The following is a 23,058-nucleotide window of genomic DNA, read 5'->3' as shown; positions in this document are numbered from 1 at the left end:
AGGTGACCCGTGTACAAAGCCCTCGCGGCTTCCACCTCGCTCGCGCCCCGGCGAACGATGGCTATTTCAGCCTCGGCGGGGACGCCGTGGATACCGATGTTCCTGCGTCGCCCCGCGAGGTGGTCTGGCTGATGGTCGTCCCGCTGCAACTACCCGGACTCGGGCCCCTCGCCGTCGAACTCCTGCTGAGCGCGTTCGCCGGCGGTCTTCTCGGCGCCGCGCTGGGGGCCTACGGGGCCTTCGCGCTGGCCGGCCTGGTCGTCGTCGCCGGCGAGGCGGCGACACTCGTGGGGCGCAGCGTGGGCGCGGAGACGGCGGCCGTCGACCCCTCGCTGCCGCTGGCGGCCGCCGGCCTGACCGGGAGCGTCGGCCTGGGGCCGGTGCTGGGCCCGCACGTGGCATTCGCAGGCGGGGCCGCCGCCGCTGCCTTCGCCGCGCGCCGGGGTGACGTGCCCGCGGACACCGAGTACCACCCGGCCAAGGCCGTCGGCGTCTCGCTGGGAGCCGACCCCGCCGTCCTCGTCGCCGGCGGCGTCTTCGGCGCCTTCGGCTACGCCGTCGCGGCCGTCTCGGGGTCGCTGCTCGCGCTCCCGCTTGACCCCGTGGCCCTCGCCGTCGTCGTCTCCGGGTTCACCCACCGCCTCGTCTTCGGCTATCCACTCGTCGGCCGGCCCGAGGGCGGTTGGCTCGACATGTCGGCCTACGATGGCGAGCGGACTCGCGAGGGCGGCGAGCGGCCGGTGGTCGAACCGTTCCTGCCCCACCAGTCCGGATGGGCGAGGGCGCTGGTGCTCGGCGTCGGCACGGGCCTGTTCGGCGCGTACGTCGCCTACCGGACCGCCAGCCCGTACCTGGCCTTCGGCCTCGCGAGCGTGACGCTCGCGCTGGTCGTCGTCGACAACTACCGGCCGCCGGTGGTCCTGCACATGGCGCTGCCCGCGTCCCTGGCGGCGCTCTCGCTCGTCCCGGCTCAGTACGGCCTCGGCGAGATGACGCCCGCCCTCGTCGCCAGCGAGGTCCCGTTCCTTGCGGCGCTGCTCCTGGGCGCGGGCTTCGGGGCGCTCGCCGGGCTCGCCGGCGAGTTCTTCGGCCGGACGCTGTACGCCCACGCCGACACCCACCTCGACCCGCCCATGGCGGCCGTCGCCGCCACCACCCTGGTCCTCGGAGTGCTGGTGCTCGCCGGCGTCCTGCCGAACGGCGTCGTCCTGCCGATGCCCTGAGCGGGCCCCGGCAACCACCGCCCGGCCGCGGTCGACGGCCGTGCAGCGAGGACTCGACAGACACTACGGTTTGACACACAGATGTTTCGATTCTCCCAAAATATTATCCAGTTGGACGTACCTTATTGACACATGAGTGGAGTGGACGTCTGGCAGCGGGTGCTCCGGTCCCTGGAACACCCCGTCCGTCGGCGGCTGCTGGTCGCCCTCCTCGATCACAACCCTCAGTCCGAGGTCGTGGCGATCCCCGACGACGTCCGCGAGGGCCGTGTCGATCCGGAGACGCTACAGGTGGAGCTCGAACACGTTCATCTTCCGTTGCTCCGTTCGCACGGTTATATCGCCTGGGACGAGGGGCGGGGACAGGTCACCACGGGACCGTCGTTCGAGGAGATTCGACCGGTTCTGGAGCTGTTCGAGGGTCACCGGGACGACATCCCGGACGGGTGGCGCTGATACGTCCCGTCCCCGGCGTCAGAGCCTGACCGGGATACCCACGCTGTCGAGGTACTCCTTGGTCTCGGCGATGGAGTACTCGCCGAAGTGGAAGATAGAGGCGGCGAGCCCGGCGTCTGCGCCGGCTTCGACGAACACCTCCTCCATGTCCTCGGGACTGCCACAGCCCGAGGAGGCGATGACGGGCGTCGAGACGGCGTCACAGACGGCCTTCATCAGCGGGATGTCGTAGCCGTCCTTGGTGCCGTCGGCGTCGATGGAGTTGACGAATATCTCGCCCGCGCCGCGTTCCTCGGCCTCGATGGCCCAGGCGACGGCGTCGATGCCGGTCCCCTCGCGGCCCCCCTTGACGGTGCACTCGAACCAGCACTGCTCGCCGTCGACCTCGACGTAGTGCTCGCCCTCGTCGTCGAAGCGGCGGCGGGCGTCCAGCGAGATGACGATGCACTGGCTGCCGAAGGCGGCCGCTCCCTCCTCGATGAGCTCGGGCCTGGCGATGGCCCCCGAGTTGATGGAGACCTTGTCGGCGCCGGCCCGGAGCGTCTCCTTGATGTCCGCTTTGGTCCGGATGCCGCCGCCGACCGTCAGGGGAATGAAGACCTCGTCGGCGACCGCAGCGACGGTCTCGAGCATCGTCTCCCGGCCCTCGGCGGAGGCGGTGATGTCCAGGAAGACGAACTCGTCGGCGCCCGATTCGTTGTAGGCCTTGGCCATCTCGACCGGGTCGCCGGTGTACTCTAGGTCCTCGAAGTTGACCCCCGTGTAGACCGCCGCGTCCCCGTTCTCGTCGACGTCGACGTCGATGCAGGGGATGATTCGCTTGGTGAGCGTCATTCGGAGAAAGGTTCGCCACATGGCCGTTTGACGGTTTCGACTGGCGCAAGTGAGACTCAGGGCCGGTAATCTCGACTTTCCCGTTTCACGACTGTGTCTGTCCGGCGTTGGCCCCGCTCGGTCGGCGGCGGGCGACGATTTATTTCGTTTACCCCCTGTGTGAATCGAGTGTCCGTCGTCGCGTGAAACCCCTCTCCGTCGGGCGGTCCGGGCGAGATAAGCCGAGCGAAACCGGCCGACTGTGTGTAAACACGAGTGTACTATTCCTCCGGTTGAAGTACCGATACGTCTAACGGCTCTCTGTGACACGCCATGGGACGCAGTGATACGCTCACCGACCTGCGCGGTCGACAGGAGTCCCCTGTCCCCACGCAGTCGGCCGCACTGAACGATGACGACGGATCAGAACTGCCGACCGACGCCGTCTTCACCCTCCTGAAAAAAACGAGCGTCGGCGACGCGTGCTCGAACACCTCGACGGGGCCGAGGGACCGGTCGGTCTCGGCAGGCTGGCCGAGACGATCGCCGCCGAAGAGAACGACGTGACCGTCGCGATGATCGGGTCGGCGGCCCGAAAGCGCGTCTACGTCGCACTCTACCAGTGTCACCTCCCGAAGATGGCCGACATGGGCGTCGTCGACTACGACAGGCGCGGGGGACGGGTCGAGCTGACCGACGAGGCCGAGCAGGTCCTGGAGATGGCCCGACGCGAACCGGACGTCGACCGGCCCTGGCACAAGTACTACGGCGGCGTCGGGGCCGGGGCGACGGTGCTTTTCGTCGCGAACTACCTCGCTCTCCTGCCGATCCACCTGGCGGCCAACGCCGTGAGCGCGTTCGTCGTCGCGTCGCTCGTCGTCCTCTCGACGGCCCACGGCGTCCTCTCCCGCCGGCGGTCCGATGGGGCCTGACCTCGACACGAGAATCCGACAGTTACTCCTACCCGCTCGGAAAACGCACGAGTATGGCAGACGACCACGACGACCACCACGCGGAGTCACGTCCGGACTACGACCCCGAGAACGTCAGCCTGCCCGAGCGAGCACCGCCGCTTCGCTCGACGGCCCCACAGAGCGACTTCACGACGTCCCAGGTCCTGACCGGCGCCGGCATCGCGCTGCTGGGCCTGGTCCTGACGTTCGGCATCGCGTTCGCACTGGTCTGAGACCTGCTGCTGCACGCCCGCGTGTCCTGCGGCCAGATACTCGGCCGTTCGTCCGGCGACGCCGTCAGGCTAGCTCGTCGTCGATGGTCGAGCGGAGGTCGGCGATCTCGCTGGCGTGGTACTGCAGCCGCTCCTCGTTGACCGTCAGTTCAAGGTGGTTCGAGCCGTCGGCCTCGCCGACGACTGTCACGGGCGCGACGCCGTCGAACGCCTCGGCGACCGCCCTCGGGTCGGTGGTCTCGAAGACCACGCGCCCGGGCTGTTCACCGAAGAGCAGGCGCTTACGCGTCCCGCGCTCGACCGTCTCGATGTCGACGCTGGCGCCGGCGTCCTCGTGGACCATCTCTGCGAGCGCGACCGCCAGGCCCGTGGCTCACGTCGTGGGAGGCGAGTACGTGGTCCTCGTCGGCCACTTCGGCGACGGTGCTGACGAACCCCTTCGGGTCGTCGTGCAGGTCGGGGAAGGCGTCGGTGCCGCCGAAGACGGCGCAGTACTCCGAGCCGCCCAGTCTCGGGTCGGCGTCTCCCTCGAGCGCGTGGTCGCCGACGACGACGAGGGTCCCCTCGCCGGACAGCGACATCGGCGGAGCGTCGTACCCCGCCTTGACGCCGACCATCGCGAGCGTCGGCGTCGGCGGGATGGGCCCGGCCTGGGAGTCGTTGTACAGCGAGACGTTCCCGCCGACGACGGGCACGTCGAGGTCCGCACACATGTCGGCCAGGCCGTCGACGATGCCCTTGAACCCGCCGTAGACGTCGGGTTTCTCCGGGTTGCCGCCGTTGAGACAGTCGACGGCGGCGTGAGGGGTCGCGCCCTTCGCCGCGACGTTGGTCGCGTTCTCCAGGGCGGCGGCCCGGGCTCCCTCGTAGGGGGCGGCGTCGGTCCAGTTCGGGTCGGCACCAGCCGAGAAGGCCAGGCCCGTGCCGGCTTCACGGATGGCCAGCAGCGCGGCGTCGTCGCCCGGCAGGACGCTCGTGCGGACCTGGACCTCGTGGTCGTACTGGCGGTAGACCCACCGTTTCGAGGCGGTGTTCGGACTGGCGACGATACGCTCGAAGGCCTCGGTGAGGTTCACGGTCGGGAGGTCACGCTCCTGTGTCGGGGGTTCCTCGGCGGGCAGGTCGTTCATCGGGGCGCCGTCGCCCAGGAACGCCGCCTCGACGTCGACGACCGTCTCTCCTTGGAAGGTGCAGACGTAGTTCGTCCCCGGCTCGGTGAGCTCGCCGATGACCGAACAGCCCAGGTCGTAGCGTTCGGCGAGTTCCGCGACGCGGTCGACGTTCTCCGGAGCCACTTCGTAGACCATGCGCTCCTGGCTCTCGGCCAGGAGAATCTCCGTGGCGTTCATGTTCGGCTCGCGCTGGTGGACGCGGTCGAGCTCGATCTCGGCACCGAGGCCGCCCTTCGCGACGAGTTCAGAGGACGCCCCACCGAGGCCGGCCGCCCCGAGGTCACGGGCCGACTCGACCAGGTCCTCGTCTAACAGCGCCTCGTTGCACTCGATGAGCAGCTTCTCTGCGTAGGGATCGCCGACCTGGACGGCCGGGCGGTCCTCGGTCTCGGCGTCTTCCGCGAGGTCCTCGCTGGCGAAGGAGGCACCGCCGAGGCCGTCCCGGCCGGTCGCGTTCCCGACGAGGACGAGCTTGTTGCCCGGCTGCTGTGCCTCGGCAGTGAGCGTTCGCTCGGGGTCCAGCAGGCCGATACAGGAGACGTTCACGAGGGGGTTGCCCTCGTAGCCGTCGTGGAAGGCGACCGACCCGGCGACCGTCGGGACGCCGATGCAGTTCCCGTAGTGGGAGATGCCCTCGACGACGCCCTCGAAGAGATAGCGGGAGTGCTCGCGCTCGAAGTCGCCGAAGTAGAGACAGTCCGCGAGCGCGATGGGATAGGCGCCCATCGAGAGGGTGTCGCGGACGATGCCGCCGACGCCCGTCGCCGCGCCGTCGAACGGGTCGACGTACGAGGGGTGGTTGTGTGACTCGATGCCCATCGTGATGTACATCTCCTCGCCGTCGTGGGCCGGCAGGGAGACGACGGCGGCGTCGTCGCCGGGGCCGATGACGACCTGGTCGCCCTCGGAGTCGAACGCCGAGAGGAGCGGCCGCGAGGAGCGATACGCGCAGTGCTCGCTCCAGAGGTTCTCGAAGAGGGCCGCCTCCGCCCGGGTCGGCTCCCGGTCGAGTTCGTCGACCACGATGTCGTGGTCCGCGTCGGACAGGCTCATTACCGGCCAGTCGCCGCCGGCCGGCTAAATTGCTTTCCATGCGCCCTCGTCCGACCCCGTCAGACGACGAGTTCCGCCGGCGGAACTGTTATGTCGGTCGTCGACGATTCCGGTGCATGGCAACTCGGGCGGGGGACGTCTACGAGGCGACGCTCGCGGTCTTCGACGAGTCCGCGGATCCACAGGAACCACGCACGACGACGGAAGTGGCGGCCGAGCTGGACTGCGGCCGGCGCGGCGCGTACAAGCGACTGGAGACGCTGGTCGACCGCGGCGAACTCGAGACGAAGAAAGTCGGGGCCAGCGGGCGGGTGTGGTGGCGGCCGGGAGCGGCGGCGTCGGACCTCGGGGACGAACTGGCCCGGTACCGGCGCCTCTTCGACGCGCTGGGCGACCCGGTCTACGAACTCGACGCGGCCGGCCGGTTCACCTACGTCAACGACGCGGCCGTCGAACTCTCGGGGTACGACGCCGACGAGCTGCTGGGCTCGTCCGTCGCCATCGGCATGTCCGAGGCGACGATCGAACGCGTCACGAGCATCATCGGCGACCTGCTGGTAAACGAGACGGCCGACAGCTTCACCGTCGAGTACGAAGCGATACCGAAAGACGGCGACCCCATCCCCGTCGAGAACCACATCGCGTTGCGGCGGGACGAGGAGGGGACCTTCCAGGGGACGACGGGCGTCATCCGTGACATCTCCGAGCGCCGGGCACGCGAGACCGAGATCGACCGGACCCAGAACCTCCTGCGGAACGCAGAGCGCATGGGCAAGGTCGGTGGCTGGGAACTGGACGTGGCGTCGGACGCGGTCACCTGGACGGAGGGGACCCGCCGCATCCACGAGGTCGACGACGTAGAGTTCGACCCGGAACTGGGCGACGGGCTGGACTTCTATCATCCGGACGACCGGGCCGTGATGGCGTCGCGCATCGAGCGCTGTATCGATGCTGGCGAACCCTACAGCGAGGACCTCCGGCTGGTCACGGCGGCCGGGAACGAGCGCTGGGTCCGGGCGGCCGGCGAGGCGCTCGTCGAGGACGGCGAGACCCACACCGTACGGGGGTACATCCAGGACATCACCGACCGCGTCGAGCGCGAGCGGGAACTGCAACGGACGACCGACCTGCTCGAACACGCGGAAGAACTCGCGAACGTCGGCGGCTGGGAACTCGACGTCTCGGAACCGCCGTACGAATCGGTCTGGACCGACGAACTGTTCGAGATATTCGAGATGGAGCCACGAGCGTCCGTGACACCGAAGGCGGTTCTCGAGGCGGTCCACCCCGAGGACCGCGCCCGCGTCGAGCAGGTGATGGACGCCTACCTCGACGGCGAGCAACGCCTGGAGACCGAGTTTCGCATCTGTCCCGACGAGGAGACGGTGAAGTGGCTCCGGGTGTTCTCCGAGCGGGCCGCCGGGACAGACGACGTCGTCCGTGGCGCGATGCTCGACATCACCGACCAGAAGACCCGCGAACGGGACTTAGAGCGCGAGCGAGCCAGCCTCGCCGCGCTCAACAGTCTCCACGAGACCGTCCGGAAGATAACCGAGGCGGTGGTCGACGGGTCGACGCGCGGGGAGATAGAGCGCGCCGCTGCCGACCAGCTCGCTGCGTCCGACTCGTACTCGTTCGCCTGGGTCGCCGACGTCGACCCGCGGACCGGGATGGTCACGCCGCGCGTCGAGGCGGGGGTCGACGGCTACCTGGACCGCGCTCGAATCGCCGTCGACTCGAGTTCGCGACGGGGAGGAGGTCCCGGCGGGCGGGCGATAGCGACACAGGAGATGCAGGTCTCCCGGAACGTCTTCGAGGACCCGACGTTCGAGCCCTGGCGCGTCCTCGCAGAGGAGTACGGGTACACGTCCGTCGCCGCCATCCCCGTCTGTTACGAGGGGACGCTGTACGGCCTCGTGGGACTGTATTCGGACCGCCAGGACGCGTTCGGGGAGACGGAACGTCGGGTCGTCGGCCAGCTCGGCGAGGTTCTCGGCCACGCCATCGCGGCCGTCGAGCGCAAGCGGGCCCTGCTGAGCGACGACGTCGTGGAGATAACGCTGCGTGACCGCACCCGTTTCGAGCGGCCGTCGCTCCCGGACCCGGGCGAGGGGACGGTCACGTTCGACCGGACGATTCCGCTCGACGCCGACCGATATCTCGTCTACGGGCGGGCCACGGGCGACGCGGTCGACATCATGGAAGGCCTGGTCGCGTCACCGGCGGATCCACACTGGGAGGCCATCGAGGTGATCGGAACCGAGTCCCGGACGACACGGATTCAGGCGACCCTGGCCGACCCGCCCGTGCTCGGGCCGGTGGCACGGCACGGCGGTCGCATCAGCGAGGCGACGTTCGACGACGGCATCCTCCTGCTGGAACTCAGCCTCCCCGCGGACGCCGACACCCAGCTGGTCGTCGACCGTCTCAGCGAGCGGTCCCCGGAGATAGAGATGCTCGCCCGCCGTCAGACCACCGGTCGGACGGCCGACGGCGTCGCCGAGTCGGCACTGACAGAACGGCTCACGGACCGCCAGCGGGCCGCACTCGAGGCGAGTTACTACGCCGGCTACTTCGACTGGCCCCGCGAGAACTCCGGCGAGGACGTCGCGGCGTCGCTCGGTATCGGGTCCTCGACCTTCCACCAGCACATCCGCCGGGCACAGAAGCAGGTCTTCGAGGGATTACTCGGCGACGAGTAAACGGGTACCGAATATTTCCGGCAGCGTACCCATTATCGAGTAACCTCAATCATCGTTCATGAGCAAGTCAGGCAAGGGTACGAGGGTCGACCCGCTTCTCATCTCCACTATCCTCTCTGACACCCGGCACCGCCGGATTCTCTCGCTCGTCGCGAACGAACCCGGCCCGATGACGGAACGTGACCTCGCTATCGAACTGGCCGCGCTGGAGGAGCGAACGCCGCCGGGACGGGTGACCGACGACGAGCGAGAGCGGCGGCGCATCGACCTCTATCACTGCCACCTCCCGAAACTGGAGTCGGCCGGCCTGGTCGTCCGGTCGGGCGCCGGCATCAGACTCGTCCCCCGGTTCCCGATCGACCTGGATGCGTTCGATATCTCGCTCCCGTCGCCCGACCGGCCGGATGACCCGCGGTGGGACGTCATCGCCGCCTTCGTCGCCCGCCCGTATCGGCGCGACGTCGTCGAGCTGGTCGCCGATCGGACGGATCCCCTGTCGCTCGAGGACCTCTCGGAGCGACTCGTCGCGGAGGGGGCTGACGGAGCTGTCGAGCGTCCCGACACCCTCCGGCTCCGACTCCATCACGTCGATCTTCCGAAACTGGACGCGGTCGACGTGGTGTCTTACGACGCCAGCGAGCAGCAGGTCCGCCCGGGGCGAGCGCTCACTGCAGTTCTCTGAGGTGGACGCGTCCGGGTTCGACGGTGACCTCGAACTCCTCGTAGACGAACTCCAGCCGCTCGACGCCCGGGCTCTCGAACAGCTGGTTCAGCGCCTTGACGTCGACTGCATCCTGCAACGGTGCCAACTCGAGAACGTCACAGCCCTTCTGTGACGCGACGTTCCGGAGCACGACGTCGCTCGGTCGCTCCTCACCGCCGACGTGGAAGCCGTCTTCACCCCCGCTTGACGTTGTCATCGTTCGATATCGGGGGGAGGATGCCGGCTCACTTTAATTCCCCGACTTCGACGAGACCGCTGGATAGCGGCCGCTTCGGGCGGTATACATATAGCCCCTTTATTATGAGGGTTCCTGTCCGGGATCCTCGGCCGTCTCGACGGCGGCTGGAACCGACCCGGTCTCCCGGTAGCCCCGTTCGATCTGCGCGAGGCGGCCGTTGATGGCCGGGCTCTGGTCGTGAGTCTCGCCGACGCGGACCCGGACGAGGTCGTACTCGTGTCGGTCGGCGAGGTCGTTCCACGCGCGGAAGGCACCGCGGGTCAGCGCGTCGCTCTGCGGACAGAAGGCCGTCGTCGGGACGAACGACGCCCGGAGCACCCGCCGATCACCTGCGTCCGACCGCGCCTCGGCCGTCGCGTCGCGCTCGACGGCGTACCGGAAGCCGGCGTCGGGGTGGCGCCGGTCGAGGTTCAGTCGTGCCAGATTGTACCCGAACGTCGCGTCGTAGACGCCGCGTTCCTCGAAGAGGGTCCGCGTGAGCCGGTGGAAAGCCGCGTGTGCCCGGCCCGTGAGGACCTCGTGGCCCTCGAGGAAGGGCCCAGGGGCCGGAAGGTGGGCCGGGTCGAAGGTGTCGTAGTCGTCGAACCCGCTGTCGGTGCCGCGCACGCCCGAGAGGAATCCCATATTCGTGTGGACGGCCCGGGGCACACAGAACGTGCTGCCGAACGTGTTCGCCGGAACCCCCTCGTCGGGACGGCCCCAAGCCGACGACGATGCCTGCCACGACGCTCGACCTCAGGGACCTCCCGCCGGCACAGCGCCACCAAGAAGTACACGCGGCCTTCGAGGCACTGGACGACGGGGAGACACTCGAGATCGTCAATGACCACGACCCACGGCCGCTCTACCTCGAGTTCCGGGCCGACGTCGAGGCCTTCGACGCCGAAACTACGAGTGTACCGAGGAACAACCGGGCAAGTACGTCGCGAAACTGCCAAAGAGACGATGACCGACAGCAACCTGACAGAGGACCAGATTCCCGACGGCGAACGGGACGCCGACGACACCCAGGGCATCGACCACGTCTCCCTCGAGGACCTGGAGCGAACCGGGCGGACGCGGGTGTTCGAGGGGGAACCCCGGACGGTCCGCCTCGCGCTCCCCGCGGGGGAGACGGTGCCGGCCCACACCCACCCGGGCCGTGACATCGTCTTGCACCTCGTCGAGGGCGCCGTAGACGTGACCGTCGGCGGGACGGCCAGATCGCTCTCGGGGGGTGACGTGATCCGCTTCGACGGCCGGCACGAGGTGTCGCTGACGGCGACGGACGACAGCGAGGCGCTGCTGGTCCTGGCACCGCAGTTCTAGCCGAACAGTTCCATCGCCGTCTCGACGGTCTCGACGTCGTCGGCGCGGTCGGCGGCTCTGAGGCTCTCGCGTGGGACCGCGAGTAACCGCTCGACCAGGCGCTCGCTCAGTCGCTCGACCGCCTCCCGCTGGGCGTCGGTCAGATCGCCGTCGGCGCGCAACGTCTCTATCGCCCGCTCTACCTGGGCCGACCTGACCGTCGCGCCGCGGTCGGACAGTCGTTCGACGGCCTGTTCCACGTCCGGCGTCTCGTCTGTCCCTGTCATCCCTTCCATATCACTGTCACCGTCTCGTCGGTCGTCTCGACTGTCTCGAAGGCGTAGCCCCGCGACTCGAGCCGGGGGTAGAGGTGCCGTGGCGCGCGGTCGTTGTGCTGGACCAGCACGGCGTCGTCGGGTAACTCGGCGAGGCGTTCGAGCGTCCGCGTGAGTGGTTCGGGCGGCCCGAGCGACCCGACCTCGAGGTGTTCGACCGGGGCGTCCGTCGGTGCGTCCGTCTCGGTGAGGGGTGTCTCCGAGGCCATGTATCCCGGTACCGGCGCCGCGCCGGGGACGGTTTCCCCGAACGTGTTCGCCCCCAGGTCCAGCAGGGCCCCGCCCAAGGGGCGACCGATGAACGCGATCCCTGGACCCGTCGACGCCGACGCCGGACCGCCGACGACCATCCCGCTCGCGCACTTCGTCGTCGGGCTCGGGTTCCTGCTCGCGGGGGTTGCGGCCGGGCTCGGTGGCGGGCGCGCGGCCCACCTCGCGCAGGTCCACCTGCTGCTGGCCGGCTGGGTCTGTCTCACCATCCTCGGGGCAATGACGCAGTTCGTCCCGGTGTGGACCGGGACGGCCCTCCACTCGCGACGGCTGGCGGCGGCCCAGTTGCCGCTGTCGGCGCTCGGGTTCGCCGGCCTCGCCGCGGCGTTCCTGACCCACCGTCGACTGTGGCTCCCCGTTGCCGGCGCCCTCGCGCTCGCGGGCGTGTGGACGTTCGTCTACAACGTGGGCCGGTCCCTGCCCCGCGACGAGTGGGACGTGACGACGAGGCACTTCGCAGTGGCGCTCGGTTTCTTCGTCCTGGTGACGGTCGCCGGGGCGGGCCTCGCCCTGGACCGCGCGGTCGGCCTCACGCCGGTGGCCGGCGTGACGCGCGGCCCCCTGCTCGCCGCCCACGCCACGCTGGCGGTGTTCGGGGCCGTCCTGACGACGGTGACCGGGGCACTGGCCCAGCTCGGGCCGATGTTCACGCAGGCCTCGGACTGGGGCCCCGAGCGGACGCTCCTGCGGGCCGAGACGGTCGGGTATCCGCTCGGGGTCGTCCTCCTGGCGGCCGGCCGACTGTTCGGCGTGACCCACCTCGCCCGCCTCGGCGGCCTGCTGGTCGCAGCCGGCCTGTGTGTCGTCGGCGCAGTCCTCGCCGCGCGACTCGTCCGTGGCCCCGTCGAGTGGTCGCCGATGCTGACCCGGTACGCTGTGGTGGCCCTCTCGTTGCTCGTCTGGGCGCCGATCGCGGCCCTCACGTGGTGGCGCGCCCCGCTCTCGCTGGCCGGTCTGTTCGGGGGGCCGGCCGGCGGGACGCTGTTGCTCGCCGGCGTCGTCGGCTTCACCGTCTTCGGGACGCTCTACCACGTCGTCCCCTTCCTCGTCTGGGTCGACCGGTACAGCGACCGGGTGGGACTCGAGGCCGTCCCGACGATAGACGACCTCTACGACGGGCGTCTGAGCCGCCTCGACGCGACAGCGCTGGTCGTGGCCGGCCTGCTTTCGGTCGCACACGAGGGCGGCCTCGCTATCGACGTGCGACTCGCCGGTGGAATTGCGTTCCTGGGGACGGCGGCGTTCGCCGCCAACATGCTCTCGGTGCTGGCCGTCCACGACCCCCGGTCGCCGGTGGCGACCGAGGGTGACGCGCCCGACGGGTGAGTCCTCACTCATCCCTCGCTCGGTTGCTCGGTGTACAGCGAGTAGGTGAGCACTACGAACCCGGCCGCGGTGAAGATGCTCTCGACGGCGACGCTCGTCGCCACGGGGACGTTCAGCACCTGGTGGAGGCTCCCGGCGAATACTGCGCCGGCGGTCACGAAACTGATACCGATCCACAGGGCTCGCATCGCCGGCGACGCGGTCCGTCGGTACGCCTGGTAGGTCAGGTACGTGAGGACCGCCCCGCAAACCAGCGTGACTGTCTTGGCTGCGACCAGCAGGACTGTACTCGTTTCGACCATCGTAACCTGACGGACGACACGCCCCTCCATATAAACTACCCCCAATTTTTAGCCATTGGGAACGGTCCCCTACCGGACGTACAGCGAGTAGAGGATGATGCCGAGGCCGATCGCGGTCATCGAACTCGAGATGAAGACGCTCGTGTTGATGAGCTCGACGTTCAGGTAGGTGCCGACGAGGATGTCCAACACCCCGCCGAGTATCGCCCCGGCTGTGACCACCCCGAACCCGTAGGTGAGCCACTTGTGTTCGGGCGATCCCGTGCGCCGGTAGGCCTGGTACGCGTAGTAGGTGATCAGCCCACCGATGATGAGGATGAGCGTCTTCGAGACGACGATACCGACCTGTGAACTGGGGATGTGTGGACTCATGTCTCTTTTCGCACCTCCGACCAGAGGTTCTCGAGTCGCTGGTCTGGCGACCTGGCCCGGTGAGATATCTCGACGGCGAAGTCCCGGTCCTCGTCGAGCGCGATGACCACTTCCTCGAAGTCGATGGCGTACCGGCTCGCGTGTTGCCCGTCCGAGCGCACCTCCACGCCCTCGTAGAGCAGCGACGACTCGGTCAACAGCTCGAGCTTCCGGTAGGTCGTCGAGAGCGGGATGCCGCTCTCCTCGGAGATCTTGCTCGCCGTCATCGGTTCGTCGAGGACGCTGACGATGGCCCGACAGTCCTCGTCGTCGAGCGCGTCGAGGACCGTCTCCAACTCCGGCGTGTCGTCGTCAGCGAACGGGTCCCGAACCATCCTTGCCCGAACCTGACCCCCCGAACCCTTTAACCTAACCGACTCGTCGGCCCGGTTCCGTCGCAGTCGTGTGGTCTCGCCCGACCCAAACCGTTATTTAGCGGGTAGATCCGTCCGCTGCCCGCGGGTGTGGCTTTGATACTGTTGGGCCGCGTACAGGTAGCGCATGGTCGATGCGCTCCCCTCGTCCCTGACGCGTCTCGGCGCCGCCGTCGGACTCGCCCAGACCTACGGCCTCCCGTTTCGCTGGAACCGCGGGCCGGCCGCCACCTGGTGGGAGCCGCTCCGGCGGGCCGCCTCGCAGGCCCTCGGGCGACGCTTCGACGACCGGCTGGGGCCCCGCCCCATCACAGAGGGCGAGTACGCCGGGTCGCTGCCGGAGTCCCTCGCGACCGCGGAGGACCGCCTCTGGACGGCCGGGTTCGTCAGGAACCCCTTCGCACGGCTGAAGACCCGCGAGGGGGCGCCCGAGCACGCGTCGTGGGTGTACCGCGACGGCCCGCTGGCGCGCAAACAGCTGCACCTCATGCTCTTTCCCGGCCCCGACGGGACGACCGACGTCTACGCCCACGCCGAGCCCTCGAGCGTCAACCCGCTGCTGGCGGGGGCCCACCTGAACGGGGTCGGGCAGAACGTCCGCGAGGGCGTCGAGCGCGCCCGCGAGCGGCTCCCGCTGGACACGGACGGGGCGCCGACGAGGGCCCCCGACGGCCCGTGGGACGCACCGCTCGACTGACGCCGTTCTCAGGCGGTGGGAACTCGGTGGACCCGTTTTTTATGGGGCCTTCTAGAAGGCCCGTATGGAACGCCTGGACGACGAGGTAGACGCCCCCCGCGGAGCGACGAGTCGGGAGTGGGAACTGTTCGTCAGCGAGGACCCGGCGGAACCGCTCACCCACGCCGGGAGCGTGAGCGCGCCGACGGCGGCCGTCGCCCGCGAGCAGGCGAGTGCCCTCTTCGCTCACAGCGTCGAGCGCCTGTGGCTCTGTCCGGCCGACGAGACGCGCCGGTTCCAGACCGCCGAGCAGTCCCTCGTGGCCGACGACGCCCACGCGGACGCCGACGCCACCATGGACCACGAGGAGATGGCCGCCGAGACGCTGCAGGGGGACGCGGAATGATCTCCGTCTCGAAGCTCCTCTGTGACCTGGACGCGGAGGGCGACGGCCTGCGATACGACGCCGCCGACGAGTCCACGAAGTCCCAGATCCGCGACGAGAAACAGCGCCGGCCCGTCGTCGTCTGGAACGTCACCAAGCAGTGCAACCTCTACTGTGACCACTGCTATGCCGCCGCCGACACCGACATCGCCGACGGCGAGCTCTCGACGGCCGAGGGGAAGGCCCTGCTGGACGACCTGGCGGACTACGGCGCGCCCGTGGTGCTGTTCTCCGGCGGCGAACCGCTGGTCCGCCAGGACCTGGAGGAACTGGTCGCCTACGCGAACGAGGTGGGCGTCCGCCCGGTCCTCTCGACGAACGGGACGCTCATCACCGAGGAGCGCGCCGCCTCGCTGAAAGCCGCCGGGCTGAAGTACGCCGGCGTCTCCGTCGACGGCCTCCCCGAGCGCAACGACGACTTCCGCGGCCTGGATGGGGCCTTCGAGGGCGCGGTTCGGGGCATCGAGAACTGTCTGGACGCCGGTCTCAAGACCGGCCTGCGCTACACCATCACCGAGCGCAACGCGCCGGACTTAGAGGGCGTGGTCGACCTGCTGACCGACGTGGGCGTCGACCGCTTTTGCTTCTATCACCTGGACTACGGCGGGCGCGGCACCGAGATCGTCGACGCCGACCTCACCCCCGAGGACCGCCGAGCGGCCGTGAAACGCGTCTGTGACATGACCCGTGCGTACCACGATCGGGGTGAGGAGATCGAGACGCTACTGGTGGGCAACTACGCCGACGCGGCCTACCTCGTGGAGTACGCCCGCGAGCACATGAGCGAGGCCCAGGCCCGCCGGGTCTACGACTACCTCCGGGTCAACGGCGGCGACCCGACCGGCGAACGCGTCGCCGACGTCGACTACCAGGGCAACGTCCACCTCACCCAGTTCTGGCAGGGCTACTCGCTGGGCAACGTCCGGGACCGCCCGTTCGGCGCCATCTGGGAGGACGAGTCCAACCCACTGCTGCGCCAGCTGCGGAACCGCGAGGCCCACCTGAAGGGCAAGTGCGCCGACTGTCGGTACGCCGGCGTCTGCCGGGGCGCCTCCCGCCTGCGCGCGCTCACCACCGAGGACGACCTGTTCGCGCCTGACCCGCAGTGTTACCTGACCGACGACGAGGTCCACGGTCCGGCGCCGTTCGACGCGGGGACCGACGTGGCCAACCCCGCGGACTGAGGCCTCGCCTTTCAACCCCCGAAATCGTCGGGGTGTCCGTTGATTCCCGTCGCGCCTGTATAATCGATCGCAGTCACGACCTGTGAGCGGTCGTACTGCGCACCTGTGTCCAGCCTGGTGACTGGACGGGGGACAAAACTGGTCGATCGGGGCGCCGTCCGGTGGGCACGGACGGTCGGTTTTCGGCCGCGACGCGTATCGGGGCGTTTTTGCCCGGCCATTGCTTACCGCCATCTGTGCTGTCGGTCGAGCTCCACACGCATTCGTCGCTGTCCTACGACGGCCGAGACTCCGTCGAACTCCTCTTAGAGCAGGCCAGCGCCGTCGGGCTGGACGCGCTCGCGGTCACCGACCACGACGAGATCGACGCCAGTCTCCGGGCCGCCGAACTCGCACCGGAGTACGACCTCGTCGGGATTCCGGGCATGGAGGTGACCTGTGCCGCCGGCCACGTCCTCGCGCTGGGCATCCAGGAGGCGATCCCGCAGGGCCTGTCCTTCGGCGAGACGCTCGACCGCATCCGTGACCAGGGCGGCCTCGCGGTCGTCCCACCCCTTCCAGGAGTCGCGCCACGGCGTGTTAGAACACATCTCGAAGGACGAACTCGCCACGGCCGACGCCATCGAGGTGTACAACTCGCGCCTGCTGACCGGCCGGTCGAACCGGCAGGCCGAACGCTTCGCGCGCCGCCGGGGCCTGCCGATGACGGCCGGGAGCGACGCCCACATCGCGGAGATGGTCGGCCAGGCGGTCACGAACGTCGACGCCGACGACCGCTCCGTCGCGGCCATCCTCTCGGCCATCGCGGACGGCCGGACCACCGTCGAGGGCGAGCGAACGCCCTGGCGCATCAGCTTCCGCCAGGCCGCCGGCGGCGCGAAACGCCGCGTCGTCAACCGCCTCACCACCTACCTGGACTGATGCAGGGCGCCGACGCCGACGTCGTCCGGGCCGCGCTCGAATCCGGGGAGCCACTGCCGGGGGCCGGCGGGTTCGCCGGCGAAATCGACGGCGCACTCGTCCGCGACGTGCTGGGCCGGTACCCGCTGTTCGTCGAGCGCGACACACCGGCCTCCGAGCCCCTCCCGGCCGATGCCTGGAGCCACGACCCGGGCGACCTCGAGACGCCGGACCCGTTCCCCGCCGGCCACGTCCGCGACGACGCGGGGACCCGCCGGGCGTGGACACTCCCGGACCCGGACCCGTACGCGGACCGCGAGACGGCCGTCGAGGCCGTCCGGACGGCGGTCGAGGGGAGCGTCGACGCCGTCGACGCCGAGGACCTGGCCATCGCCTTCTCGGGCGGCGTCGACTCGGCGCTGCTGGCGGCGCGCCTCGACGCGCCGCTGTACGTCGCCGGGTTCCCGGAGAGCCACGACGTCGAGGCAGCTCGCTCGGCCGCCGCCGCGCTCGACTGTGACCTGACCGTCGTGGAACTGACTCACGACGCGCTCGAACGGGCGGTCCCCGAACTCGTCGCCGCCACCGGCCGGACGGACGCGATGGCGATCCAGATCGCCCTCCCGCTGTATCTCACGGCCGAGCGGGTCGCCGCGGACGGCTTCGACCGCCTCGCCGTCGGCCAGGGTGCCGACGAACTGTTCGGCGGCTACGCGAAGGTGGCGAAGGCCCCCGAGGACCCCCGGGTCGAGGCAGACACGGTACGGGGCGCCCAGCGCGAGGTCGTCGCGACGCTGCCAGCCCAGCTCGAGCGTGACGTCCTCGCGCTGCGGGCCGCGGGCGTCGAACCGGTCGCGCCGCTGTTACACGACGACGTGGTCGGCGCGGCGCTTCGCCTCGACGACCGGATGCTCGTCGACGGCGAGACGCGCAAGTGGGCGCTCAGACAGGCGGCGCTGGGCTCGCTCCCCGAGGCCGTCGCGACACGTGACAAGAAGGCCGCGCAGTACGGCTCGCTGGCCGCGCGCGAACTCGACCGGCTGGCCCGGCAGGCCGGCTACAAGCGCCGGATGGACGACCACGTCACGCAGTACGTCGAGTCGCTCACGCCGTCGACTCGACCGTTCCGCCGACGCCGCTCCCCGTGACCGTCACCGGCCGGTCGGAATCGAGGATGACGGCCTGACTGACGCTCCCGAAGACGAGCGCACCGAGCGGCGACCGCTTGCGCCCGCCGAGGATGATCATGCTCGCCTCGCGTTCCTCGGCGACGTTGACGATCTGTTCCTCCGGGTCGCCGTGGACGCTCACCGTCTCGACGTCGACGCCCGCGTCGCGCAGCATCTCGAGCATCTTCTTCCCGGAGGTCGTCTGTTCGATGGACGTCTTTTCCGCGGTCGTCTCGTCCTCGAAGACGTGCAGGATTGTCGCGGTCACCGAATCGCTGGCGTGGGGCAGGTCGAGCACGGCGTTGGCCTGGGCCGTAGCCCGTTCTACGTTGCTGTCGATGGGGAGCAGAACACGGTACATGCTAGCACGTTCGTGTCAATTTGTTAAAAATTTACCGCCCCTCGACCGTCGCGATTGCCCGCTGTCCCACCTCGACCACGTCCTCGGGGAACCGGTCCGCGTCGTCCCGCAGGGCCTCGGGCGTGAACCAGCCCCAGTCCTCGGCGGGTTGCTCGCCCGGGCCGGGGTCGATGTCGCGACTCCCCGCTGCGCCGTAGAAGATGAAGTCGATGTGCTGGTGGCCCACGGCCCCGCTCGCGTCGACGTTGATGTCCTCGAGCAGGAAGTGCTGGGGCTGGGGTATCGAGCGGACCGTCTCGCTCTCGATAGCCTCCTCCGGGGCGACCAGGTTCACGTCCAGGCCAAGCTCCTCGCGCGTCTCCCGCAGGGCCGCCTCGTGGGGCAGTTCGTCCCGGTCGATGTGGCCGCCCGCGGGGAGCCACATCCCCAGTTTGTCGTGTTCGTGGAGCGCGACGGCGCCGTCGCTGACGACGTAGACGGTGGCGACGAAGTGGCGGGTGGTCTCCATACCGGTCGGAGGGCCCTCCCGGACGACTAGGTTACGGTCCTCAGGGGTGGACGCTGTCCTCGGCCTCGAGCAGTTCGTGGTAGCGGTTGCGGATGGTGACCTCGGAGATGTTGGCCACCTCGCTGACCTCGCTCTGGGTGACCTTCTCGTTTGTCAGCAGGGAGGCCGCGTAGACGGCCGCGGCCGCGAGGCCCACCGGAGATTTGCCCGAGTGGACGCCCTGTTCCTTGGCGTTCTGGAGGAGCTGGCGGGCCCGGCGCTCGACCTCCTCTGAGAGGTCGAGATCCGAGGCGAAGCGGGGGACGTAGCTCTCTGGGTCGGCGGGCTGGATCTCGAGGCTCAGTTCGCGGACCACGTAGCGGTAGGTGCGGGCGATCTCGTCTTTCTCGACACGGGAGACGCTCGTGATCTCGTCCAGCGAGCGGGGGGTCCCTGCCTGGCGGGCGGCCGCGTACAGCGAGGACGTCGCGACGCCCTCGATGGACCGGCCGGGCAGGAGGTTCTCATCGAGGGCCCGGCGGTAGATGACGCTGGCCGTCTCCCGGACGTTCTCCGGGAGGCCCAGGGCAGAGGCCATGCGGTCGATCTCACCGAGGGCCTGTTTGAGGTTGCGCTCCTTGGAGTCGCGGGTGCGGAACCGCTCGTTCCAGGTGCGCAGGCGCTGCATCTTCTCGCGCTGGCGCGAGGACAGGGAGTTCCCGTAGGCGTCCTTGTCCTGCCAGCCGATGTTGGTCGACAGCCCCTTGTCGTGCATCATGTTCGTCGTCGGCGCGCCGACGCGGGACTTCTTGTCTTTCTCCGTCGAGTCGAACGCACGCCACTCGGGGCCGGGGTCGATCTCGTCTTCCTCGACCACGAGCCCGCAGTCTTCACAGACGGTTTCGCCGCGTTCGCTATCTGAGACCAGGGAGCCACCACACTCCGGACAGACGACTGCCGCTTCCTCCTCGGCCTGCTGGTCTTCGGTTTCGCGCTCACTCGTATATCGGCGGATGGTCGTATCGGTCATTGGTTACGGACAGACGGGTCTGAGGCCCGGAAAACGCCTTCTGTATCCTTCTGTTGTGGCTCGGGCGACTTAAATCCTTTGCTCTTATTCGAAGGGAATTTTGTCGATTCCATAAATTCTGTTGTTAGATGTATTGGTGAGCCTCCGGCTTCAGTAACCACCCAACCTAGTTTGGGGGTCGTCGTTTCGAAACGCTTACCGCCGGGCCAGTCCACCCCGGTGACATGAGCGACAACGCCGTCGACCCCGACGAGGTCCGACACGTCGCGGACCTCGCCCGCGTCGACCTCGAAGACGACGAGGTCGAGCGGTTCACCGAGCAGTTCGGCGACATCCTCGAAGCGTTCGAGGCACTCGACGAGGTGCCCGCGACTGAACGCGACGCCGACCTCGCGAACGTCATGCGCCCGGACGAGGTAACGGAGTGTCTCAGCCAGGACGAGGCGCTCCGGAACGCCCGAGTCCGAGGCGGGGCAGTTCAAGGGGCCGAAGGTGTCGTGAGATGACCGACTACAACGGCTACGTCACGACCGAGCGCATCGAGGGCAGTGACGACGGCCCGCTGGCTGGGCGTACGGTCGCCGTCAAGGACAACATCTCGACCGAGGGCGTCCGGACGACCTGTGGCTCGAAGATGCTCGAGGACTACGTCCCGCCGTACGACGCGACAGTCGTCGAGCGGCTCAAAGACGCCGGTGCCACCATCCCCGGCAAGACCAACATGGACGAGTTCGGGATGGGGACGACGACGGAGACGTCGGCCTACGGGCCGGTCGAGAACCCAGTCGCCGAGGGCCGGGTCCCCGGCGGGTCATCGGGTGGCTCCGCCGCGGTCGTCGCCGCGGGCGACGCCGACCTGGCACTCGGCTCGGACACCGGCGGGTCCATCCGCTGTCCGGCGGCCTTCTGTGGCGTCGTGGGAATCAAGCCCACCTACGGCCTGGTCTCCCGGTACGGCCTCGTGGCCTACGCCAACAGCCTCGAACAGATCGGCCCCATCGCACCGACCGTCGAGGAGGCCGCCCAGCTGCTCGAGGTCATCGCCGGGCCGGACGAACACGACGCGACGACCCGTGAGGCACCCGACAGCGAGGGGTCGTACGCGGACGCCGCCGACGGCGACGTCGACGGCCTCTCCATCGGCGTGCCGACCGAACTGCTCGACGGGGCCGACGAGGCCGTCGTCGAGACGTTCTGGGACGCGATGGACGACCTGGAGGCCCAGGGCGCGACCTACCACGAGGTCGACCTCCCCTCGGTCGAACACGCCGTCGAGGCTTACTACGTCATCGCCATGTCCGAGGCGTCCTCGAACCTCGCACGCTTCGACGGCGTGCGCTACGGTGTCTCCGGCGGCTACGAGGGCAACTGGAACGAGTCGTTCGCGCGGGCCCGCGAGGAAGGGTTCGGCGAGGAGGTCAAGCGCCGTATCCTGCTCGGTACGTACGCCCTCTCGGCGGGCTACCACGACAAGTACTACAAGAAGGCTCAGGACGCCCGCGCGTGGGTGAAACAGGACTTCGACGAGGCCCTCGAGGACGCCGACGTGCTGGCCTCCCCGACGATGCCGGTGCCACCGATGAAACGCGGCGAGAGCCTGGAGGACCCGCTGACGATGTATCTGGCCGACGCCAACACGACGCCGGTCAACCTGGCGAACCTCCCGGCCATCTCGGTGCCCGCCGGCGAGACGCCCGAGGGCCTCCCCGTCGGCCTTCAGCTCGTGGGCCCGGCGTTCGGCGAGCGGACCGTCATCCGGGCCGGCAGCGCGCTGGCCTGATTAGTCCACGTCGTCGGGCGGCGAGCCGAGTTTCCGCATCGTTATCGACCCGTCCTGCGTGACCGTGATCCGGTAGCCGTAGTACGAGAACGTGACCTCCGTCTGGGCCTCGTCGGCGGCGGGTCGCTGAAGAGGTTCTTCAGCATCTCGTCGAGCCGTGAACACAGACACGGGAGGTCGGTGTCCTCGACAGTCTCTACGTCGGCGACTGTCTCCAGGAGCCGGATGTTTGCTTCCCCCGGAACCGGCCCGACCTGGCGCTCGATGATTTGCTCTCTCGGGTCGGCGTCACCGCCTCGGGATACCTCCCTCTCATATTCCATCCTCTGCATCAATCAATATGCAAATAGGCACCGCGACAACGTCGCCACCGGGGCCGACCTCCTCGCTGGTAGCTTTTTGCCCGCAGAGCCCGTATCACACGTGATGAACGTGGCGCGTCTCGGCGTCGACTGGCTCCACTGGCCGACCGTTCTCAAGGGCATCGCCCTGGGAGCCGGCGTCGGTCTCGTCCTGGCGGTCGTCCTGGGTGACTTCTACTTCGGCCTGGCACTTGGCCTGGTCAACGGCATCGCCTTCGGGGTCGGACTGAGCCACTCGCGCGAGTAGCCAAGACGGGCTCTCACGCGCTCTCGCCGACCTCCACGTGCGACTCCGACAACACCGCCTCGAGTACCTTCCGCTCTGCCTTCCGAAGGTGCTGGTGGAAGGTTGGCGGGGCGACGCCGAGCGACTCGGCGACGGCCTCGCCGTTCGCCCGGCGGGGCCACTCGAAAAAGCCCGCGTGGAAGGCCGCGGTCAGGGCCGTCCGCTGGCGGTCCGTCAGGGATTCGACGAGCGTGCGCTGGATGGCCGCGTTTCCCCGGTCGGTCCGCGTCCGCTGCCGGCGTCGCATGAGGGTCGCGGACGGGTAGTCCGACTGGATCGCTTCGACGACCCGCCGAACCTCCGTGTCGGGCGAGAGGTGGACCGTCAGGTGGTAGGCCCCGTCCTCGAGAGTCGCCGACTCTATCCGTCCGCCCACCTCCGCGAGCGTCGAGAGAATTGGCGGATCGGTCGCGTGCAGCTCGAAGGCCGTCTCCGTGCCGCCGTCGCGGAGCGTCAGGTCCGACCAGTCGGGCATCGCCGCGACGACCTCGGGCAGGGACGCGGCC

The 23,058-nt window shown here is 69.1% G+C and carries 27 protein-coding genes and 4 pseudogenes; 17 read left to right on the top strand and 14 right to left on the bottom strand.

What is annotated here, in order from left to right; genetic code table 11:
• Positions 1–2: 2 nt before the first annotated feature.
• The gene (locus P1N55_RS04875; RefSeq protein WP_276277839.1) at positions 3–1,223 is read left to right on the top strand and encodes a hypothetical protein; all 1,221 of its coding nucleotides are present in this window, start codon (positions 3–5) and stop codon (positions 1,221–1,223) included.
• Between the two features lie 132 nt (positions 1,224–1,355).
• Positions 1,356–1,679 carry a transcriptional regulator gene (locus P1N55_RS04870; protein WP_276277838.1) on the top strand — a complete coding sequence of 108 codons (324 nt, stop codon included), beginning with the start codon at positions 1,356–1,358 and terminating at the stop codon, positions 1,677–1,679.
• An 18-nt stretch (positions 1,680–1,697) separates the two neighbouring features.
• Here the strand turns inward: P1N55_RS04870 and hisF are convergent, their stop codons facing one another.
• Positions 1,698–2,513 (bottom strand): imidazole glycerol phosphate synthase subunit HisF, encoded by an 816-nt coding sequence (gene hisF / locus P1N55_RS04865; RefSeq protein WP_276277837.1) that lies wholly within the window; start codon positions 2,511–2,513, stop codon positions 1,698–1,700.
• A 401-nt stretch (positions 2,514–2,914) separates the two neighbouring features.
• Here hisF and P1N55_RS04860 point away from each other — a divergent pair, with 401 nt between their 5' ends.
• Positions 2,915–3,424, top strand: a complete 510-nt coding sequence (locus tag P1N55_RS04860) for a DUF7344 domain-containing protein (protein WP_455429087.1) — start codon at positions 2,915–2,917, stop codon at positions 3,422–3,424.
• Between the two features lie 53 nt (positions 3,425–3,477).
• Positions 3,478–3,678 (top strand): DUF7550 family protein, encoded by a 201-nt coding sequence (locus P1N55_RS04855; protein WP_276277835.1) that lies wholly within the window; start codon positions 3,478–3,480, stop codon positions 3,676–3,678.
• 64 nt (positions 3,679–3,742) lie between these two features.
• On the opposite strand, the pseudogene purL reads toward P1N55_RS04855, so the two are convergent.
• Positions 3,743–5,903 (bottom strand): annotated as a pseudogene (purL, locus tag P1N55_RS04850) (phosphoribosylformylglycinamidine synthase subunit PurL).
• A gap of 116 nt (positions 5,904–6,019) precedes the next feature.
• On the opposite strand from purL, the gene P1N55_RS04845 reads away from it, so the two are divergent.
• Together P1N55_RS04845 and P1N55_RS04840 are read left to right on the top strand one after the other, a co-directional pair.
• The gene (locus P1N55_RS04845; protein ID WP_276277834.1) at positions 6,020–8,605 is read left to right on the top strand and encodes a PAS domain S-box protein; all 2,586 of its coding nucleotides are present in this window, start codon (positions 6,020–6,022) and stop codon (positions 8,603–8,605) included.
• Between the two features lie 58 nt (positions 8,606–8,663).
• Complete coding sequence (locus tag P1N55_RS04840; protein WP_276277833.1) at positions 8,664–9,287, top strand: DUF7344 domain-containing protein; 624 nt, start codon at positions 8,664–8,666, stop codon at positions 9,285–9,287.
• Here P1N55_RS04840 and P1N55_RS04835 read toward each other — a convergent pair.
• Both P1N55_RS04835 and P1N55_RS04830 read right to left on the bottom strand, forming a co-directional pair.
• Positions 9,271–9,525 carry a HalOD1 output domain-containing protein gene (locus P1N55_RS04835; RefSeq protein ID WP_276277832.1) on the bottom strand — a complete coding sequence of 85 codons (255 nt, stop codon included), beginning with the start codon at positions 9,523–9,525 and terminating at the stop codon, positions 9,271–9,273. The two genes, P1N55_RS04840 and P1N55_RS04835, sit on opposite strands and share 17 nt — an antisense overlap.
• 102 nt (positions 9,526–9,627) lie before the next feature.
• Positions 9,628–10,191, bottom strand: coding sequence for a hypothetical protein (locus tag P1N55_RS04830; RefSeq protein ID WP_276277831.1), 564 nt, complete (start codon positions 10,189–10,191; stop codon positions 9,628–9,630).
• Between the two features lie 89 nt (positions 10,192–10,280).
• On the opposite strand from P1N55_RS04830, the pseudogene P1N55_RS04825 reads away from it, so the two are divergent.
• Positions 10,281–10,516: pseudogene (locus P1N55_RS04825) on the top strand (DUF2249 domain-containing protein).
• Positions 10,513–10,875 (top strand): cupin domain-containing protein, encoded by a 363-nt coding sequence (locus tag P1N55_RS04820; RefSeq protein ID WP_276277830.1) that lies wholly within the window; start codon positions 10,513–10,515, stop codon positions 10,873–10,875. Before P1N55_RS04825 ends, P1N55_RS04820 begins: the two are co-directional and overlap by 4 nt.
• On the opposite strand, the gene P1N55_RS04815 is transcribed toward P1N55_RS04820, so the two are convergent.
• Both P1N55_RS04815 and P1N55_RS04810 read right to left on the bottom strand, forming a co-directional pair.
• Positions 10,872–11,141, bottom strand: coding sequence for a glutamyl-tRNA reductase (locus P1N55_RS04815; RefSeq protein ID WP_276277829.1), 270 nt, complete (start codon positions 11,139–11,141; stop codon positions 10,872–10,874). The two genes, P1N55_RS04820 and P1N55_RS04815, sit on opposite strands and share 4 nt — an antisense overlap.
• Entirely contained in the window at positions 11,138–11,476 is a 339-nt protein-coding gene (locus P1N55_RS04810; RefSeq protein WP_346430002.1) for a DUF2249 domain-containing protein, read from the bottom strand. Before P1N55_RS04810 ends, P1N55_RS04815 begins: the two co-directional genes overlap by 4 nt.
• Positions 11,477–11,486: 10 nt before the next feature.
• On the opposite strand from P1N55_RS04810, the gene P1N55_RS04805 reads away from it, so the two are divergent.
• On the top strand, positions 11,487–12,785 hold the full coding sequence (locus tag P1N55_RS04805; RefSeq protein WP_276277828.1) for a hypothetical protein: 1,299 nt from the start codon (positions 11,487–11,489) through the stop codon (positions 12,783–12,785).
• Between the two features lie 8 nt (positions 12,786–12,793).
• Here P1N55_RS04805 and P1N55_RS04800 read toward each other — a convergent pair whose 3' ends face one another.
• The 3 genes from P1N55_RS04800 to P1N55_RS04790 form a co-directional block, all read right to left on the bottom strand.
• The gene (locus P1N55_RS04800) at positions 12,794–13,087 is read right to left on the bottom strand and encodes a DUF7521 family protein (RefSeq protein ID WP_276277827.1); all 294 of its coding nucleotides are present in this window, start codon (positions 13,085–13,087) and stop codon (positions 12,794–12,796) included.
• 69 nt (positions 13,088–13,156) lie between these two features.
• Complete coding sequence (locus P1N55_RS04795) at positions 13,157–13,459, bottom strand: DUF7521 family protein (RefSeq protein WP_276277826.1); 303 nt, start codon at positions 13,457–13,459, stop codon at positions 13,157–13,159.
• Positions 13,456–13,833: a helix-turn-helix domain-containing protein gene (locus tag P1N55_RS04790; protein WP_276277825.1), complete on the bottom strand. Its 378-nt coding sequence runs from the start codon at positions 13,831–13,833 to the stop codon at positions 13,456–13,458. Before P1N55_RS04790 ends, P1N55_RS04795 begins: the two co-directional genes overlap by 4 nt.
• Before the next feature lie 166 nt (positions 13,834–13,999).
• Here P1N55_RS04790 and P1N55_RS04785 point away from each other — a divergent pair, with 166 nt between their 5' ends.
• From P1N55_RS04785 to P1N55_RS04765, 5 genes and pseudogenes are all read left to right on the top strand, one after another.
• The gene (locus P1N55_RS04785) at positions 14,000–14,569 is read left to right on the top strand and encodes a hypothetical protein (protein WP_276277824.1); all 570 of its coding nucleotides are present in this window, start codon (positions 14,000–14,002) and stop codon (positions 14,567–14,569) included.
• Positions 14,570–14,633: 64 nt separating this feature from the next.
• On the top strand, positions 14,634–14,954 hold the full coding sequence (locus P1N55_RS04780; RefSeq protein WP_276277823.1) for an Htur_1727 family rSAM-partnered candidate RiPP: 321 nt from the start codon (positions 14,634–14,636) through the stop codon (positions 14,952–14,954).
• On the top strand, positions 14,951–16,177 hold the full coding sequence (locus P1N55_RS04775) for a TIGR04347 family pseudo-SAM/SPASM protein (RefSeq protein WP_276277822.1): 1,227 nt from the start codon (positions 14,951–14,953) through the stop codon (positions 16,175–16,177). Before P1N55_RS04780 ends, P1N55_RS04775 begins: the two co-directional genes overlap by 4 nt.
• A gap of 236 nt (positions 16,178–16,413) precedes the next feature.
• Positions 16,414–17,098: pseudogene (locus tag P1N55_RS04770) on the top strand (PHP domain-containing protein).
• Positions 17,098–18,225: an asparagine synthase C-terminal domain-containing protein gene (locus tag P1N55_RS04765; protein ID WP_276277821.1), complete on the top strand. Its 1,128-nt coding sequence runs from the start codon at positions 17,098–17,100 to the stop codon at positions 18,223–18,225. The pseudogene P1N55_RS04770 and the gene P1N55_RS04765 overlap by 1 nt, the downstream one beginning before the upstream one ends.
• Here P1N55_RS04765 and P1N55_RS04760 read toward each other — a convergent pair.
• Genes P1N55_RS04760 through P1N55_RS04750 form a run of 3 tightly spaced genes read right to left on the bottom strand, consistent with a single transcriptional unit; the run spans position 18,182 to position 20,124 of the window.
• Positions 18,182–18,607, bottom strand: a complete 426-nt coding sequence (locus P1N55_RS04760; RefSeq protein ID WP_276277820.1) for a universal stress protein — start codon at positions 18,605–18,607, stop codon at positions 18,182–18,184. The genes P1N55_RS04765 and P1N55_RS04760 overlap by 44 nt on opposite strands.
• Positions 18,608–18,638: 31 nt before the next feature.
• Positions 18,639–19,115: an NUDIX hydrolase gene (locus P1N55_RS04755; protein ID WP_276277819.1), complete on the bottom strand. Its 477-nt coding sequence runs from the start codon at positions 19,113–19,115 to the stop codon at positions 18,639–18,641.
• A 40-nt stretch (positions 19,116–19,155) separates the two neighbouring features.
• On the bottom strand, positions 19,156–20,124 hold the full coding sequence (locus P1N55_RS04750; protein WP_276277818.1) for a transcription initiation factor IIB: 969 nt from the start codon (positions 20,122–20,124) through the stop codon (positions 19,156–19,158).
• Between the two features lie 224 nt (positions 20,125–20,348).
• Between P1N55_RS04750 and gatC the strand changes: the two are divergent.
• Together gatC and gatA are read left to right on the top strand one after the other, a co-directional pair.
• Positions 20,349–20,625, top strand: a pseudogene (gatC, locus tag P1N55_RS04745) (Asp-tRNA(Asn)/Glu-tRNA(Gln) amidotransferase subunit GatC).
• A gap of 1 nt (position 20,626) precedes the next feature.
• Entirely contained in the window at positions 20,627–21,904 is a 1,278-nt protein-coding gene (gatA, locus tag P1N55_RS04740; protein ID WP_276277817.1) for an Asp-tRNA(Asn)/Glu-tRNA(Gln) amidotransferase subunit GatA, read from the top strand.
• Here the strand turns inward: gatA and P1N55_RS04735 are convergent, their stop codons facing one another.
• Positions 21,905–22,075, bottom strand: coding sequence for a HalOD1 output domain-containing protein (locus P1N55_RS04735; protein ID WP_276277816.1), 171 nt, complete (start codon positions 22,073–22,075; stop codon positions 21,905–21,907).
• Positions 22,076–22,330: 255 nt separating this feature from the next.
• Here P1N55_RS04735 and P1N55_RS04730 point away from each other — a divergent pair, with 255 nt between their 5' ends.
• The gene (locus tag P1N55_RS04730; RefSeq protein WP_276277815.1) at positions 22,331–22,513 is read left to right on the top strand and encodes a hypothetical protein; all 183 of its coding nucleotides are present in this window, start codon (positions 22,331–22,333) and stop codon (positions 22,511–22,513) included.
• Positions 22,514–22,526: 13 nt separating this feature from the next.
• Here the strand turns inward: P1N55_RS04730 and P1N55_RS04725 are convergent, their stop codons facing one another.
• Entirely contained in the window at positions 22,527–23,048 is a 522-nt protein-coding gene (locus tag P1N55_RS04725; RefSeq protein ID WP_276278677.1) for a helix-turn-helix domain-containing protein, read from the bottom strand.
• Between the last annotated feature and the right edge of the window lie 10 nt (positions 23,049–23,058).

It is taken from the genome of Haloarcula regularis (assembly GCF_029338315.1).
GTDB classification, from domain to species: domain Archaea; phylum Halobacteriota; class Halobacteria; order Halobacteriales; family Haloarculaceae; genus Haloarcula; species Haloarcula regularis.
Note: the sequence above shows the minus strand (reverse complement) of the source record. Positions and strands in the feature narration are given on the sequence as shown.

What these genes read in the sequence shown, in the direction of transcription:
- P1N55_RS04775 (WP_276277822.1), top strand. Translation starts at nt 14,951, where the DNA reads ATGATCTCCGTCTCGAAGCTCCTCTGTGACCTGGACGCGGAGGGCGAC.
- hisF (WP_276277837.1), bottom strand. Translation starts at nt 2,513, where the DNA reads ATGACGCTCACCAAGCGAATCATCCCCTGCATCGACGTCGACGTCGAC.
- P1N55_RS04755 (WP_276277819.1), bottom strand. Translation starts at nt 19,115, where the DNA reads ATGGAGACCACCCGCCACTTCGTCGCCACCGTCTACGTCGTCAGCGAC.
- P1N55_RS04830 (WP_276277831.1), bottom strand. Translation starts at nt 10,191, where the DNA reads ATGGGATTCCTCTCGGGCGTGCGCGGCACCGACAGCGGGTTCGACGAC.
- P1N55_RS04765 (WP_276277821.1), top strand. Translation starts at nt 17,098, where the DNA reads ATGCAGGGCGCCGACGCCGACGTCGTCCGGGCCGCGCTCGAATCCGGG.
- P1N55_RS04795 (WP_276277826.1), bottom strand. Translation starts at nt 13,459, where the DNA reads ATGAGTCCACACATCCCCAGTTCACAGGTCGGTATCGTCGTCTCGAAG.
- P1N55_RS04835 (WP_276277832.1), bottom strand. Translation starts at nt 9,525, where the DNA reads ATGACAACGTCAAGCGGGGGTGAAGACGGCTTCCACGTCGGCGGTGAG.
- P1N55_RS04805 (WP_276277828.1), top strand. Translation starts at nt 11,487, where the DNA reads ATGAACGCGATCCCTGGACCCGTCGACGCCGACGCCGGACCGCCGACG.
- P1N55_RS04800 (WP_276277827.1), bottom strand. Translation starts at nt 13,087, where the DNA reads ATGGTCGAAACGAGTACAGTCCTGCTGGTCGCAGCCAAGACAGTCACG.
- P1N55_RS04730 (WP_276277815.1), top strand. Translation starts at nt 22,331, where the DNA reads ATGAACGTGGCGCGTCTCGGCGTCGACTGGCTCCACTGGCCGACCGTT.
- P1N55_RS04820 (WP_276277830.1), top strand. Translation starts at nt 10,513, where the DNA reads ATGACCGACAGCAACCTGACAGAGGACCAGATTCCCGACGGCGAACGG.
- P1N55_RS04790 (WP_276277825.1), bottom strand. Translation starts at nt 13,833, where the DNA reads ATGGTTCGGGACCCGTTCGCTGACGACGACACGCCGGAGTTGGAGACG.
- P1N55_RS04815 (WP_276277829.1), bottom strand. Translation starts at nt 11,141, where the DNA reads ATGACAGGGACAGACGAGACGCCGGACGTGGAACAGGCCGTCGAACGA.
- P1N55_RS04845 (WP_276277834.1), top strand. Translation starts at nt 6,020, where the DNA reads ATGGCAACTCGGGCGGGGGACGTCTACGAGGCGACGCTCGCGGTCTTC.
- P1N55_RS04785 (WP_276277824.1), top strand. Translation starts at nt 14,000, where the DNA reads ATGGTCGATGCGCTCCCCTCGTCCCTGACGCGTCTCGGCGCCGCCGTC.
- P1N55_RS04780 (WP_276277823.1), top strand. Translation starts at nt 14,634, where the DNA reads ATGGAACGCCTGGACGACGAGGTAGACGCCCCCCGCGGAGCGACGAGT.
- P1N55_RS04760 (WP_276277820.1), bottom strand. Translation starts at nt 18,607, where the DNA reads ATGTACCGTGTTCTGCTCCCCATCGACAGCAACGTAGAACGGGCTACG.
- P1N55_RS04840 (WP_276277833.1), top strand. Translation starts at nt 8,664, where the DNA reads ATGAGCAAGTCAGGCAAGGGTACGAGGGTCGACCCGCTTCTCATCTCC.
- gatA (WP_276277817.1), top strand. Translation starts at nt 20,627, where the DNA reads ATGACCGACTACAACGGCTACGTCACGACCGAGCGCATCGAGGGCAGT.
- P1N55_RS04870 (WP_276277838.1), top strand. Translation starts at nt 1,356, where the DNA reads ATGAGTGGAGTGGACGTCTGGCAGCGGGTGCTCCGGTCCCTGGAACAC.
- P1N55_RS04750 (WP_276277818.1), bottom strand. Translation starts at nt 20,124, where the DNA reads ATGACCGATACGACCATCCGCCGATATACGAGTGAGCGCGAAACCGAA.
- P1N55_RS04855 (WP_276277835.1), top strand. Translation starts at nt 3,478, where the DNA reads ATGGCAGACGACCACGACGACCACCACGCGGAGTCACGTCCGGACTAC.